Source organism: Krasilnikovia cinnamomea (genome assembly GCF_004217545.1).
GTDB classification, from domain to species: Bacteria; Actinomycetota; Actinomycetes; order Mycobacteriales; family Micromonosporaceae; genus Actinoplanes; species Actinoplanes cinnamomeus.
On the sequence record NZ_SHKY01000001.1, the window covers coordinates 3,601,584 to 3,615,592 of the forward strand.

At 72.1% G+C, this 14,009-nt stretch carries 11 protein-coding genes and 1 pseudogene; 8 read left to right on the plus strand and 4 right to left on the minus strand.

Annotated features, from left to right (window positions below; translation table 11 throughout):
- Positions 1-277 precede the first annotated feature (277 nt).
- Together EV385_RS16310 and cds1 are read left to right on the plus strand one after the other, a co-directional pair.
- Positions 278-727: an Lrp/AsnC family transcriptional regulator gene (locus tag EV385_RS16310; RefSeq protein ID WP_130510234.1), complete on the plus strand. Its 450-nt coding sequence runs from the start codon at positions 278-280 to the stop codon at positions 725-727.
- A gap of 10 nt (positions 728-737) precedes the next feature.
- Positions 738-1,829 (plus strand): L-cysteine desulfhydrase Cds1, encoded by a 1,092-nt coding sequence (gene cds1, locus EV385_RS16315; protein WP_130510235.1) that lies wholly within the window; start codon positions 738-740, stop codon positions 1,827-1,829.
- Between the two features lie 64 nt (positions 1,830-1,893).
- Here the strand turns inward: cds1 and EV385_RS16320 are convergent, their stop codons facing one another.
- The 4 genes from EV385_RS16320 to EV385_RS35690 all read right to left on the minus strand — a co-directional run bounded on the left by EV385_RS16320 (position 1,894) and on the right by EV385_RS35690 (position 7,732).
- Positions 1,894-2,517: a putative glycolipid-binding domain-containing protein gene (locus EV385_RS16320; RefSeq protein WP_130510236.1), complete on the minus strand. Its 624-nt coding sequence runs from the start codon at positions 2,515-2,517 to the stop codon at positions 1,894-1,896.
- A gap of 131 nt (positions 2,518-2,648) precedes the next feature.
- Positions 2,649-4,613, minus strand: coding sequence for a DEAD/DEAH box helicase (locus tag EV385_RS16325; RefSeq protein ID WP_130510237.1), 1,965 nt, complete (start codon positions 4,611-4,613; stop codon positions 2,649-2,651).
- A gap of 241 nt (positions 4,614-4,854) precedes the next feature.
- A complete protein-coding gene (locus EV385_RS16330) occupies positions 4,855-6,063 on the minus strand; it encodes a hypothetical protein (RefSeq protein WP_130510238.1) in 1,209 nt (402 codons plus the stop codon).
- A gap of 130 nt (positions 6,064-6,193) precedes the next feature.
- Entirely contained in the window at positions 6,194-7,732 is a 1,539-nt protein-coding gene (locus EV385_RS35690) for a C40 family peptidase (RefSeq protein ID WP_278044987.1), read from the minus strand.
- Between the two features lie 292 nt (positions 7,733-8,024).
- On the opposite strand from EV385_RS35690, the gene mqnE reads away from it, so the two are divergent.
- The 6 genes and pseudogenes from mqnE to EV385_RS16365 all read left to right on the plus strand — a co-directional run bounded on the left by mqnE (position 8,025) and on the right by EV385_RS16365 (position 13,996).
- Positions 8,025-9,194, plus strand: a complete 1,170-nt coding sequence (gene mqnE, locus EV385_RS16340) for an aminofutalosine synthase MqnE (protein ID WP_130510240.1) — start codon at positions 8,025-8,027, stop codon at positions 9,192-9,194.
- A 24-nt stretch (positions 9,195-9,218) separates the two neighbouring features.
- Positions 9,219-9,650: a hypothetical protein gene (locus tag EV385_RS16345; RefSeq protein ID WP_165449507.1), complete on the plus strand. Its 432-nt coding sequence runs from the start codon at positions 9,219-9,221 to the stop codon at positions 9,648-9,650.
- A gap of 12 nt (positions 9,651-9,662) precedes the next feature.
- Positions 9,663-10,079: a DUF4229 domain-containing protein gene (locus EV385_RS16350; protein ID WP_130510241.1), complete on the plus strand. Its 417-nt coding sequence runs from the start codon at positions 9,663-9,665 to the stop codon at positions 10,077-10,079.
- A 153-nt stretch (positions 10,080-10,232) separates the two neighbouring features.
- Positions 10,233-11,546: pseudogene (locus EV385_RS16355) on the plus strand (M14 family metallopeptidase); the annotation flags it as partial.
- A gap of 388 nt (positions 11,547-11,934) precedes the next feature.
- The gene (locus tag EV385_RS16360; RefSeq protein ID WP_130510243.1) at positions 11,935-12,279 is read left to right on the plus strand and encodes a hypothetical protein; all 345 of its coding nucleotides are present in this window, start codon (positions 11,935-11,937) and stop codon (positions 12,277-12,279) included.
- Positions 12,280-12,385: 106 nt separating this feature from the next.
- Positions 12,386-13,996: an RICIN domain-containing protein gene (locus EV385_RS16365; protein WP_165449508.1), complete on the plus strand. Its 1,611-nt coding sequence runs from the start codon at positions 12,386-12,388 to the stop codon at positions 13,994-13,996.
- Positions 13,997-14,009: the final 13 nt, after the last annotated feature.

The following is a 14,009-nucleotide window of genomic DNA, read 5'->3' on the forward strand; positions in this document are numbered from 1 at the left end:
CCCCTCCTCGGCGTCGTTGTCTGGAGCGGCCGGTTGGTCACGGTGAGTGTCGGCGAGCTCGATCAGGACGTACAGCCATTAGAGCATCGCCCCATCAGCAAGTCCGTGAAATGCGGAAAAAGCCCCGATTGCGACAGTGATCATTATCCTGGCTCCCTTCTGCGGTCCCGGGCAACTACCGGGCGTGAGGTGAGGAGCCGGGCGAGCCGGGCCTGAGCCGACCCGTACGGTGGTGCCGCCGCCGACTCGGGCGGCGCTCGGTTTATGGTCTGACCCCATGGACGCCATCGACCTGCGCCTCATCGGCCTACTGCGGGACAACGCCCGCTCCTCGTACGCGGAGCTGGCGCGCAAGGTCGGCCTCTCCGCCCCGGCCGTACACGAGCGGGTCGGCAAGCTGGAGGCGGCCGGGACGATCCGGGCGTACCGGGCCGAAGTGGACAATGATGCTCTCGGGCTGGGGGTCACGGCGCTCATCGGCATCATCGAGGACTCCGGCGCCGACACCGACGACGTGCTGAACGCGGTCCGCGAGATGCCCGAGGTCGAGTCCTGCTACTTCATGGCGGGCGTCGAGTCGTACCAGCTCATCGTCCGGGTGTCCTCGATCGCCGAGCTGGAGCGGCTGATCGTACGCATCAACCGGACGCCCGGGGTGGCTTCGACCCGGACGGCGATCGCCCTGTCCACCAAGTGGGAGAACCGCCCACAGCCCAGCCTGGGTTAGCGTCTGCGGTATGCAACAGATGGACCGGTGTGATGACGCCGCACGCCAGTGGGCCCGCGACGCCATCGGAAGCGTCGAGGCCGACGCCAACCGCTCCGCCGACACCCACCTCCTGCCGTTCCCGCTGCCCCCGGCGTGGGGCATCGACCTGTACCTCAAGGACGAGTCGTCACACCCCACCGGCTCGCTGAAGCACCGCCTCGCCCGCTCCCTGTTCCTGTACGCCCTGTGCAACGGCTGGATCGGCGCGCACACCACGATCGTCGAAGCGTCCTCGGGCTCCACCGCGGTCAGCGAGGCGTACTTCGCCCGGATGCTCGGGCTGCCGTTCATCGCGGTGATGCCCGCCTCCACCTCGCCCGAGAAGATCTCCCTGATCGAGTTCCAGGGCGGCAAGTGCCACCTGGTCACCGACCCGACCACGGTGGTCGCCGAGGCGCGCCGCCTCGCCGGTGACCTCGGCGGGCACTTCATGGACCAGTTCACGTACGCCGAGCGGGCGACCGACTGGCGCGGCAACAACAACATCGCCGAGTCGATCTTCGCCCAGCTACAGCTCGAACGGCACCCCGTACCGACCTGGGTCGTGGTGGGCGCGGGCACCGGCGGCACCAGCGCCACCATCGGCCGCTACGCCCGGTACCGCCGGTACCCCACCAAGCTGTGCGTGGTGGACCCGGAGGGATCGGCGTTCTGGCCCGCGTACCTGTCCGGCGACTGGAGCGTCGCCACCGGCCGCGGCTCCCGCATCGAGGGCATCGGCCGCCCCCGCGTCGAACCGTCGTTCCAGCCCGCCGTCGTCGACCGGATGGTCCCCGTGCCGGACGCGGCGTCGCTGGCCGCCATGCGCGCGGGCTCGGACGTCCTCGGCCGCCGGGTCGGCGGGTCCACCGGCACCAACCTGTGGGGGGCGTTCGCGCTCATCGCCGAGATGCGCGCGGCCGGGTGCACCGGCTCCGTGGTCACCCTGATCTGCGACGGCGGCGAACGGTACGCCGACACGTACTACTCCGACGCGTGGGTTCAGGCCCAGGGCCTCGACCTGGCGGAGCCCCGCGCCGTCATCGACCGCTTCCTGCGCGACGGCACCTGGCCGGCCTGAGCGGTCCCGGCCGGGAAGTCAGCGCGGTCCCGGCCGGTAAGTCAGCGCGGTCCCGGCCGGGAAGTCAGCGGATGAGGTGGGCCAGCCCGGGGAAGTCCGTCACGAAGCCGTCGTCGTCCACGGTCAGATCCGCGCTGAAGGTCTCCGTGGCGAACCGGACCGTCCCCCCGCCCACCGGCGTGTAGATCTGGTCCGCCTGCACCACCTCCAGGCTGGGCACCAGCACCCACGCGACGCTCAGCCGGTGCGCCACCCCGGGCTCGGCCTTCGTCAGACCCAGGCGTCGGATCGGCAGGGTGTTGGTCAGTGGCGAACCCGCCAGATCGACGTCGAACGCGCCGTACAACAGGTCGGGCTCCTCGGTGCCGGGCTGACCGGCCCCGGCATGGCCGGCGGCGGTCAGGGCGCCGTCGAGGTCACCCTGCTCGGCGGTGGTCACCCGCCAGCGCCCGGCGGCCAGTTCGAGCTTGAGCGTACGGGCCCAGCCGGCGCCCTCGGTGCCCACGTCGATCCAGGCGCTGGCCCAGCCCGGATCGGTGTGCAGCTCGTAGCGGCAGGTGTACGGGACCGGGTCGACCGCGGCGGCGGTGCCGCGCGCGTACAGGCCCAGGCGGGTGTCCACGAGCGCGTGCTCGACGCCGGAGGTGTCGCGGCGCTCCCAGAACAGCGAGGCAGCAAGTGGCGGCATGAGTGGACGTTAGCCGCCCGCCAGTCCGCCCGCCCGACGATCACCGGGCGTTCGCCTTGCCGGGCTCCGTGGACACGGAAACGCCGGCCGGGTGGCATCCACCCGGCCGGCGTTCTCGTCCGATGACTCCGTCAGTGACGGGCGGTGCGGGACGGTCCGAAGCGGCGCTCGCCGCCCGGCCCACCCTCGCGCCGGTCGTTGCGCGGAGCGTCGCGACGGAACCCGCCGCCCGTGCGCTCCCCGTTACGCCCGGCGCCGTGCCCGCGCTCCGCCCGCGGGCGGTCCGGGAAGGAACGGTCCCGGTCACCGGTGGGGCGCTCGCCGCGGGGACGCTCGCCGAACCGCGCCCGGTCGCCGAAGCCACGCTCACCGGTGCGCTCGCCCCGGGGCCGGTCGCCGTGCCCGCGCTCGCCGTCGCCGAAGCTGCGGGGCCGGTCGCCGTGGCTACGGTCGCGGTCGCCGAAGCTGCGGGGCCGGTCGCCCTGGGTGCGGTCGCGGTCGCCGAAGCTGCGGGGCCGGTCGCCCTGGGTGCGGTCGCGGTCGCCGAAGCTGCGGGGCCGGTCGCCCTGGGTGCGGTCGCGGTCGCCGAAGCTGCGGGGCCGGTCGCCCTGGGTGCGGTCGCGGTCGCCGAAGCTGCGCGGCCGATCGCCGTGGCTACGGTCGCGGTCGCCGAAGCCGCGCGGGCGGTCGCCGTAACTCCGGTCCCCGTAGCTGCGGGGGCGGTCGCGGTCGAAGCCGCGCGGGCGGTCGCCGCGGTCCCGGTCGCCGAAGCGACGCGGCCGGTCGCCGCGCTCGCGGCGGGGCTCCGGTTCCTCCACCACCGGCACGCCGCTTGGCTCGCGGGCACCGGTGATCTCGGCCAGCTTCTCGTCGCCCAGGCGCACCCGAACCTCACCCGGCTCCACGCCGGCCTTCGTCATCATCGCCTGGGTGGTGCGGCGCTGCTTCGGCAGCACCAGCGTGACGACCGCGCCGGACTCACCCGCGCGGGCCGTACGCCCGGCCCGGTGCAGGTAGTCCTTCGGGTCCTTCGGCGGGTCCACGTGCATCACCAGGGAGATGCCGTCGACGTGGATGCCGCGGGCGGCGACGTCAGTGGCCACCAGGACGTTCGTGCGGCCTTCCTTGAACTCGGCCAGCGTGCGCGTGCGTACCCGCTGGGTCTTGCCGCCGTGCAGCGCGCCGGCGCGGACGCCGACCGCCGCGAGCTGCTCGACCAGCCGGTCCACCCCCATCTGGGTACGGGCGAAGACGATCGTCTTGCCCTCCCGGCTGGCGATCGACGCCGTGATCGAGAACTTGTCGCGCGGCGGGATCAGCAGCAAGTGGTGGTCCATCGTGGAGACGCTGGCCTCCGCCGGGGCGGTCGAGTGGGTGACCGGGTCGGTCATGAACCGCTGGACCAGCGTGTCCACGTCACCGTCCAGAGTGGCGGAGAACAGCAGCCGCTGCGCGTCGGCGGGGGTCTTGGCCAGCAGTTCCGTGACGTCGGGCAGGAAGCCCATGTCGGCCATCTGGTCGGCCTCGTCCAGCACCGTGATCTCGACGTCGTCGAGCTGGCAGGCGCCCCGCTCGATGAGGTCCCCGAGGCGGCCGGGCGTGGCCACGATCACCTCGACGCCGCGCCGCAGCGCGTCCATCTGCCGGTCGTACGGCACGCCGCCGACCGCGGTCTTCAGGAAGACGCCGACGGACCGGCCGACCGGCAGCAGCGAATCGGCCACCTGCATGGCCAGCTCGCGGGTCGGCACCAGGATCAGGGCCTTCGGGCGGTGCGGCTTGGCGCGCCCGCCCGCCGCGACGCGGGCCAGCACGGGCAGGCCGAACGCCAGGGTCTTGCCGGAGCCGGTCTGGCCCCGGCCGAGCACGTCACGGCCCGCGAGCGCGTCCGGAATGGTCGCGGCCTGGATCTCGAACGGCGCGGTGATGCCCTCGCGGGTCAGCACGCGAACGATCTCGGCGGGCAGGCCGAGCTCGGCGAAGGTGGCGGTCACCGGGGCCGCAGGGGTCTCGTCGGAGGATTCCGCGGGGGTTTCGGTGTCCGTGGGGGTTTCGAGGACGGACGGGAACGTGCTGGGATCAGCGAAAGTGGTCAAGAGAACCTCTCTACGGGGGCGCACGCTCGCGACTGGCCCGCCGCGTCCGGATCCCCGGCCGCTGAAATGCCCGCAAGAACGCCCGAGGCGCGCCTAGGGCGCGCCAGGTCAATTACTGCCATCAGTGTACGGGTCAACGCGTGTGACGCCGCGCGGATTCCGCTCCGGGAGTGGGCAGACTCACCCCGGCCCAACCGCGCCAGCCTAGGTGGGGCGGCGGCCGATGGCAACCGGCGGTGGTCTATTCGGCGAACACCCCGCGGATCGTGTCGGCGAGGTCGTTGCCCACCGTGAAGAGGAAGAGCAGGCTCGCCCCGACCAGCACGCCGAGCACCACGAGCATCGAGATGATGACCTTCAGGTTGCTGCGGCGGCCGTTGTCCGGCGACTCCTCCCAGCCCTGGGCCAGGATGTGCCCGGTCAGCGAGCCGGAATTCTCCACCGCGCTCATCGACACCGGCATGGTCATGTCGACCGGGGCGGCCGCACCGAGGCCGCCGTAGACCGTGCCCTGCACGCGCTGCTGGGGCACGCCGACCGGCTCCGGGTGCGCGGCGGGACGGCCGATCGCGGGGGCCGGCGGCGCACTGGCCGGCGCCGCCGTGGCGCCGAACGGTGCGGGGGTCGTGCCCGTACCGGCTACGCCGAACGTGGTGGGTGTGCCGTAGACCGGGCCACCGCTCAGGGGTGACGCCGGGTACGACGGCCGTCCCGGGGCGGCGGGCAGCACCGGCGGCGCCGGGAACGGTGGCTGCGGCGGGCCCGGCACGGGGCTGGGGCCGGGCGGCACCGGGCCGGGCGCGGGATCGGGGCTGGGCGGCCCGGGCCACGGGTCGGGACCGGGTGGCACGGGTGACGGGCCGGGGCCGGGCGGGACCGGAGACGGGCCCGGGCCGGGCGGCACGGGGGCCGGTGGGGTGGGATCCGGCGCCGGGGGTGGCCCCGGCGGCGTCGGCGGGGGACCCGGCCTGGGCTCCGGGGTCGGGAACGGCTGCGGCGGCTTCGGGGCCGGGAACGGGCTCGGCGGCGGCTCGATCGGCGCGGGCGGCTCCACCGGCCTGGCGGGTTTGGCCGGCTTGCCGGGCTCGATCGGGCCGCCGGGTCGGCCCGGTTCGGCCGGGGACGGGGTGTCGGGCGTCGAGGGCTCGGGCAGCCCGGGCTGCGCGGGTTCGGCGGGACGCGAGGGTTCGATGTCGGGCTGCTCCGGCTCCGGGGACTTCGGCTCCGGGGCGCCCGGCTCGGGTTCGGCGGTCCTGGTCCCGTAGACCGTGGCCTGCGCCGTCCGGCGGGTGCCAAGCCCGACGTCACCAGGGCCGAGGCGCAGCGCGCCCGGTACGGCCGCCCGTGCGGCGGTGGCGCCGGGGACCGCGGACACGGGCCGGACCACGGGCGTCGGCGCAGCGCCCGGCTTGCCGCCGGGGCTGTCCGGTGCCGCGTGTTGCTCGTCCATGTGCCCTCCCGACCGCCGCCGTCTTGCGCCGACGCTGATCGTTGCCCCGCGCGCTGACCCTTACCGTGCCACATCCGCGCCCGTCAGCACACCCGGCGTCGACTCGCCAGGTGAAGCGGAGACGCGAGCGCTACTCGCCGTCGCTCGCGTCTGAAGAGGCCGAGCTGGACGCGGCGCCGCTGCGGGAGCCGGACGTGTTCTCCGCCGATGAGCCGATCGACCCCGTACCGCCGGACGAGTTGGCCGAGCCGCTCGTGCCGTTGGGCGGTGCGCCCTCCGCCGCGGCGGAGGAGGACGGCGGAGTGTCGGTCGGGGTGGACGGTTCGGTGGAGGGCGTGCTGCTCGTGGGGTCGGGATCGGGTGTGGCCGGGGTGCTCGGCTTCGTGGTCGTGGGCTTCGTGGTCGGCTTGGTCGTCGTGGGCTTGGACGTCGGCCGCGGCGGCTGGGTCTTGGCCGGCTTCGGCTTGGGGGCGGGCGAGGAGAGGTCCGGACCCTCGGTGGGGCCGTCGACCGAGCCGTACACCCGGGTGGCCTGGAAGAGCCGGGTCCAGCGGACCGGCACGAGGCGCACCGTGAGGCCGGTGCGCGGTGCTTCGACCATCATGCCGTCGCCCGCGTACATGGCGACGTGGTGGATGCCCGTCCAGCTCGACGTGTTGCTGAAGAACAGCAGGTCGCCGGGGAGCAGCGAATACCGGTCGACGACCTTGTTGCGGGTCTGCCAGTACTGGTCGCGGGACACCCGGGCCAGCGGGAACTGCCCAGCCGCCGAGCTGCGGTAGGCGGCGTACATCAGGCCGGAGCAGTCGTACTCGTCGGGGCCCTCCTCGGACCACACGTACGGATCGCCGCGCTGGGCCAGGGCGAAGCGCACCGCGGCGACCGCGCGCGGGTCGGCGCCGCGGCCGGAGTCCGCGCCGGACAGGTAGCCGGCGCCCAGGCGGGCGTCCGCGGCGCTCTCCAGGGCCTCGGCCTGGTTCAGCGCGTCGGCGTTCTGCTGCTCCAGCTTCTGCAGCGCCGCCTGCTTCTTGGCGATGTCGGCGTTGAGCCGGTCGTAGCGGCCGGTGACCTCGGTGGCGCGGGTCGTAGCGACCTGCTGCTCGTCGAGGGCGATCTGCTGGGCCTCCTGCGCGATGACGAGCTGCCGGGCCGCGATCTGCTCGCCGGGGGAGTCCCCGCGCTCGATCTGGGCGAGCGAGTCCAGATCCTGCAGGCCGGAGCCGAGCGCGCCGGGCGGCAGGGCGGCGGCGTCGCGGATGGCGTTCTCGGCGGCAGTGGCGGCGTCCTGCTGGGCGACGACCAGGGTGGCCTGGGTCCGGGTGACCTTCTGGTCGGCGGCCGCGGCCTGCTGGCGCGCGATGTCCCGCTCCTCGCCCAGCTTGATCAGCTGGTCGCCGAGGGTGGCGATGTCGGCGCGGCGCTTTTCGATCTTGGCTAGCAGCGGGTTGACGGGCACGCCGGGGGTCGGTGAGGTCGTGGCGGCCGTCGTCGGCGTGACCTGGCCGGGCAGCGCGAGCGTGCCGAGCGGGATCGGGCGGGATCCGGCGTCCGGCACGGCGGCGGGCCCGCCCGGGAAGGCGGGCGCCGCGGGGACGCTGGGGGCGGGCGTGCCGGGCGCGGCGAAGGCGGGCAGCGGCTGGAAGAGCGCGGCGATCGCCGCGGCGGTCACCGCAGAGTACGCGAGTGTGCGCGGACGGTGACGCGCACGACGCGGCTGGCCCGCTGCGTATTGCGTGTCCGCTGTCATCTGCTCCCCGTCCGCGTCGGTCGTCAGCCCGCCGCTACCGTCCCCCCAAAGGTTCATACACCGCGCCGCGCATCTCTGTCGATCGGTCTGGGCCTAAAGGCTGCTGATTTGTCACAGGACGACCGGCGGACCCCGCCGCCATGGTTGATCTCCCGGACCGGCTGTCGGGGGGTGGACGTAGGCTCGACGGCGAGCGAACGGGAGAGGGGCCCAGATGGATGCCGGACTGAAGCGGGACCTGGAGGCCAAGGTCTACGCGGGCGAGCGGCTGACGCGCGAGGACGGCGAGGCGCTGTACGCCAGCGACGATCTCGCCTGGCTCGGTCGCCTGGCGCACCACCGGCGTACCGAGCTCAACGGCGACCGGGTGATGTTCAACGTCAACCGGCACCTCAACCTGACGAACGTCTGCTCCGCCAGCTGCGCGTACTGCTCCTTCCAGCGCAAGCCGGGCGAGAAGGACGCGTACACGATGCGCATCGACGAGGCCGTGCGCAAGGCCAAGGAGATGGAGGACGAGCAGCTCACCGAGCTGCACATCGTCAACGGTCTGCACCCGACGCTGCCCTGGCGGTATTACCCCAAGGTGCTGCGCGAGCTGAAGGCGGCGCTGCCGAACGTCAACCTCAAGTGCTTCACGGCCACCGAGGTGCAGTGGTTCGAGAAGATCAGCGGCCTGCCCGCCACGGAGATCCTCGACGAGCTGATGGACGCCGGGCTGGAGTCGCTCACCGGCGGCGGCGCCGAGATCTTCGACTGGGAGGTCCGCCAGCACATCGTCGACCACAACTGCCACTGGGAGGACTGGTCGCGCATCCACCGGCTGGCCCACTCCAAGGGCATGAAGACCCCCGCCACCATGCTGTACGGCCACATCGAGGAGCCGCGTCACCGGGTCGACCACGTGCTGCGCCTGCGCGAGCTGCAGGACGAGACGGGCGGCTTCGCGGTCTTCATCCCGCTGCGGTACCAGCACGACTTCGTCGACTCCGCGGACGGCAAGATCCGTAACAAGCTGCAGGCGCGGACGACCATGGCCGCGCCCGCCGAGTCGCTCAAGACGTTCGCGGTGTCCCGGCTGATGCTCGACAACGTGCCGCACGTGAAGTGCTTCTGGGTCATGCACGGGCTGTCGGTCGCCCAGCTCTCGCTCAACTTCGGCGTCGACGACCTGGACGGTTCCGTTGTGGAGTACAAGATCACGCACGACGCCGACTCGTACGGCACGCCGAACACGATGCACCGCGAGGACCTGCTCAACCTCATCTGGGACGCCGGCTTCCAGCCGGTCGAGCGCAACACCCGCTACGAGGTGGTCCGCGAGTATCCGAAGCCCGTGTCGCTGGCCGACCGGCGCAGTGAGCCCCAGCAGGTCTGGGCGTAGCCCCCGGCGTACCCTCGGGATGTCATGACCGAGACCGCAAGCGAGCGCCGTCGCCCCCGCCGCACGGCCGACGGGCGCCTGGCTACCGCGGGTGACCTGCTCGGCGTCGCGCTGGCCGGGCTGCTCTGCGGCCTGGTGATCCTGCTGATCTTCGAGGGGATCATGGCGTTGCTGCGGCTGTCGGTGTTCGGCGACGCCAGCGGCTGGCTGGCCGTGGTCCTGCCCGGCTGGTTGTTCGTCGAGGAGTTCCGCGCCGCCGGGTACGGCGCGAACCGGATCATCGTCACCGGCCTCGGTGCGGGATTCGGCCTGGCAATCGGGATGACCATGGCGGGGCTCGCCGCCGCCACGTTCCCCGCACTGGTCAGTGGGGCGGTCGGCGCGGCCGCCGGTACGGTCGTGTACTGCCTGGTCTGGTTCTACGGCCTCCGGTGGCTGAGCCACCGGGCCGGCTGAGAGGGAAGCGTCATGAGTGCGTCCATCAAATACACGCTGGGCCGCCTCGGCCTGTTCGTGGTGGTCTTCGTGCTGCTCCTGCCGGTGCCGCTGAACCTGCTCGTCAAGGCGATGATCGCGCTGGTCGCGTCGGCCGGTTTCTCGTACTTCCTGCTGGCACGCTGGCGCAATGAGATGGCCGAGCAGCTCGCCGGAGCCGCCGACCGCCGCCGGGCGGAGAAGAACCGGCTGCGGGCCGCGCTGGCCGGCGACGAGTCCGCCGCCGCCGCGGGCGACCGGGCGACACCGACGGGCGACGACACGGCCCCAGCGAGCGACCGGGCCGCGCTGGCGGGCGACGACACGGCCGCCGCGAGCGGCCGGGCCGCCGAGCCGTCCGGGGGCGACGACGGTGCCGACGCGGCCGCGTCCAACGGCAAGGCACACTGAGCGACGCCTGCCCGACCAGCGCCAACGGCATCCATCACGCCGGGGTAGGGGGCAGTTTGGCATGACCGGCAGCACGGCAGATCCATTGCCAACGATCTATCCCCGGTGATGCAGTGACGAGAAGGGACCCCTCCCTATCTCCGGAGGTCGTTCATGAGACGACGTGTCGCCACACTCGCCGCCGCCGCGATCGGGCTCGCCCTCACCGCGTCCGCCGCCCCGGCCCAGTCCGCCGCCGCCCGCCCCGTCACCGCGGAACCAGGCGCCGGCCCATCCGCCGACTCATCCGCCCAGTACGAGGTGTACGACGTCCGTAGGCGCGCCCAGCTCAACGCGATCGCGCGCACGGGTGCCGCCATCGACGACGTCGAGCACGCCGTCGTCACCGTGACCGCCACCCGCGCCGAGGTGCAGGCGCTGCGCGCACTCGGGTATACGGTCAAGCCCGTCGCCGACGGCCGTCCGGACGCCGGTGTGCAGCCGCTGGACTTCCCGTCCCGCGACGCGGCCTACCACAACTACGCAGAGATGGTCGCCGAGGTGGACGGGATCGTCGCCCGCTACCCGTCGATCGCCAAGAAGTACGTGCTCGGCACGTCCTACGAGGGCCGGGAGATCGTCGCCGTGAAGATCTCCGACAACGTCGCCACCGACGAGACCGAGCCCGAGGTGCTGTACGACGCCAACCACCACGCGCGCGAGCACCTCACCGTGGAGATGGCCGTCTACCTGCTGCACCTGTACGCGGACAACTACGCGACCGACACCCGGGTCAAGAACATCGTGGACACCCGGGAGCTGTGGATCATCCCGTCGGTCAACCCGGACGGCGCCGAGTATGACATCGCCACCGGCTCTTACCGGTCGTGGCGCAAGAACCGGGAGCCCAACAGCGGCTCCCGCTACATCGGCACCGACCTGAACCGCAACTACGGCTACAACTGGGGCTGCTGCGGCGGCTCCTCGGGCAGCCCGTCGTCGGATACGTACCGGGGCCCGTCCGCGTGGTCGGCGCCGGAGACAAGGGTCATCCGCGACTTCGTCAACAGCCGGGTCGTCGGCGGAAAGCAGCAGATCAAGACGACGCTGGACTTCCACTCGTACTCCGAACTGGTGCTGTGGCCGTACGGCTACACGAACGCCGACACCGGCCCGGGCATGACCGCGGACGACAACAACACGTTCGCCACGCTGGGCCGGCAGATGGCCGCCACGAACAACTACACGCCGCAGCAGGCGAGCGACCTGTACATCACCGATGGCAGCTCGCTGGACTGGCTGTGGGCCACGCACAAGATCTTTGCGTACACGTTCGAGATGTACCCGACCAGTTCGGCGCAGGGCGGCTTCTACCCGCCCGGCAGCGTCATCACCCGGGAGACCACCCGCAACCGCGAGGCGGTGCTGCAACTGGCCGAGGTGGCGGACTGCCCGTACAAGGTGATCGGCAAGCAGTCCCAGTACTGCTGACCGCCGCGTCGTCACCCGTCGTTCCACCGGCGCCCGCCGGTGGAACGACGCCGCGCTGGATGTGGCCTACCCGACGAAAGTTCGAACGGAATTGATCTTTCCGAGAGGGCATCGGTAGGGTTCACGACCCGTGGTCAGAGGGGGAATCGCGTCGTACGCGTTGCCACGGAGCCAGGAGAGCAGCCACCCACACCGTGCCCGGCACGGCTGGGGGGACTCCAACCGGCGCCCCCGCTCACGGGGAGTAGAAAGGCCTCATTCCTTGCACAAGAGTCTGCGTCTTCTGGCTGTCGCCACCGCCATCGGCGGTGTGGTGGGTGTGACCGCGCCGACGATCACGGCCGCTGTCGGTGCTCCGGCCGCCGCCGCGGGATCGGGATCGCTCGTGGAGGATTACACCTATCCCGGCGCCGAGGACATCAAGGACATCACTCTTATCGCGGGCGATGGGCGGATCACGCTGGCCGACTGCGACAAGGACAACCCGAACCTGATCACGGTCGAGAACCTCAGCCGGGACTTCTGCTTCGCCGTCAAGGGCGACACCGGGTGGCTGAGCCTGCGACTCGAGGACGTCTTCCTCGTCGGTGCCGGTGATCAGAACGTCGCCGTGAAGGTCGAGGGGATGCCCGCGCCGATCGACGTGCCGGCCGACACCTCGAAGCCCATCCGGGCGGCCGACCCGGCGAGGAAGGGCGTAGTCGTCGAACTGCGCGCCACGCCGAACTGATAGCCGCAGGCATCGCCGCGGTGGTGACGTCGAGTCCCCCGCGCCCGTCGGCGCCGCACCGTCCGCAGCCGACACACCCCCGATCTCACGCTAGAGGATGTCCACGTTGCGCGAAGTTCTCCGTAACCGGCGAAGCTGGTTCGCGGGCCTGCTTGCCCTTTCCCTGCCCACCGCCGTGCTCTGGACCGGCACGGCCTCTGCGGTCGGCGGCGATCCGGCCACGACCGACCAGTACCGGTTCGTCACCAAGGTCGACGTCGGCAAGGCCGACAGCGGCGGACGCAGCTGCACCGGAGCGCTGGTCGCGCCCCGGTGGGTGGTGACCGCGAAGAACTGCTTCAGCGAGAACGGCCAGCCGGTCGCCGCAGGCCGCCCGGCCCGCCCGACCAGGGTCACCATTGCCCGGCCGGACCTGACCCGCACCGACACCGGGTACGCGGTGTCCGTGGTGGAGCTGGCCCCGCACCCCGACCGTGACGTCGTGCTGGCCAAGCTGGCCGTGCCCGTCACCGACGTGGCGCCGGTCAGGCTGGCGACCGCCGCACCGGCCACCGACAGCGTGCTGCGGGTGGCCGGCTACGGACGTACGGCCACCGAGTGGGTGCCGGACCAGTTGCGCACCGCGACCTTCAAGGTCACCGGTGGCGACGGCGCGGTCCTCGACATCGCCGGATCGGACGCCCAGCAGGTCGGTCCGTGCAAGGGCGACGCGGGCGGACCCGGCCTGCGCGAGGTCAACGGCACCGTGGAGCTGGCCGCGATCACCCACACCGCCAAGGGGCAGGGTGGCTGCCTGGGCAGCAGGGCCGACGATCCGCGGGGCGGCACCCAGACCCGGGTGGACGACCTGGGCGCCTGGTTCGGCCAGCACCTCAACGAGCCGGTCCTCAACGTGATGGTCGGCGAGAGCGCCAATATGTGCCTGGCCATGACCGGAAGCTCCATGGAGCCCCGGGCGCACGCGATCCAGTGGAAGTGCAGCGGCGCCGCCGACCAGGACTGGCAACTGCGTCCCCGCGCCGGCGGCCTGTTCGAGGTCCGCAACGACCGTAGCGACCTGTGCCTGGCCACCGACGACGGCAAGAAGGAACCGCGGACGCACGTGGTGCAGTGGCACTGCCGCGACGGCAATGCCGATCAGAACTGGCAGTTGACCAAGGACGACCGGGGTTACACCGAGCTGCGCAACACGTACACCGGGCTGTGCCTCGCGATCGAGAACGACTCCAAGGAGAACGGCGGCCACGTGCTGCTGTGGCACTGCAACGCGAATCTGGATCAGAACTGGATGATCAAGTCGCGGGTGGAGGGTCGTCTGATCCGCAGCGAGTCCAGCAGTCTGTGCATCGGCACCGGCGGCGCCACCGGGAACGACACCCACGCGGTGCTCGCCGCCTGCGACAACGCCAACGACTCCGAATGGCATCTGCGGGCTCGTCGCGGCAGCTACGCGGAGCTGCGCAACGACCGCAGCGGCAAGTGCCTTTCGCTGGCCGGTGCGTCGCCGAACCGGGGGACGCACGTGGTTCAGCAACCGTGTGACGACGGTGTCGCGCACCAGAACTGGCTCGTCGACGTCGACGCCAACGGCCTGACCAAGCTGCGCAACCAGCACGGCGGCTACTGCCTGGCGATCGAGGCCGACGGCAAGCAGGCCGGTGCCCACCTCCTGCAGTGGGACTGCAACGCCAACACCGACCAGTTCTGGCGCCTGTAGTCGTACGAACACC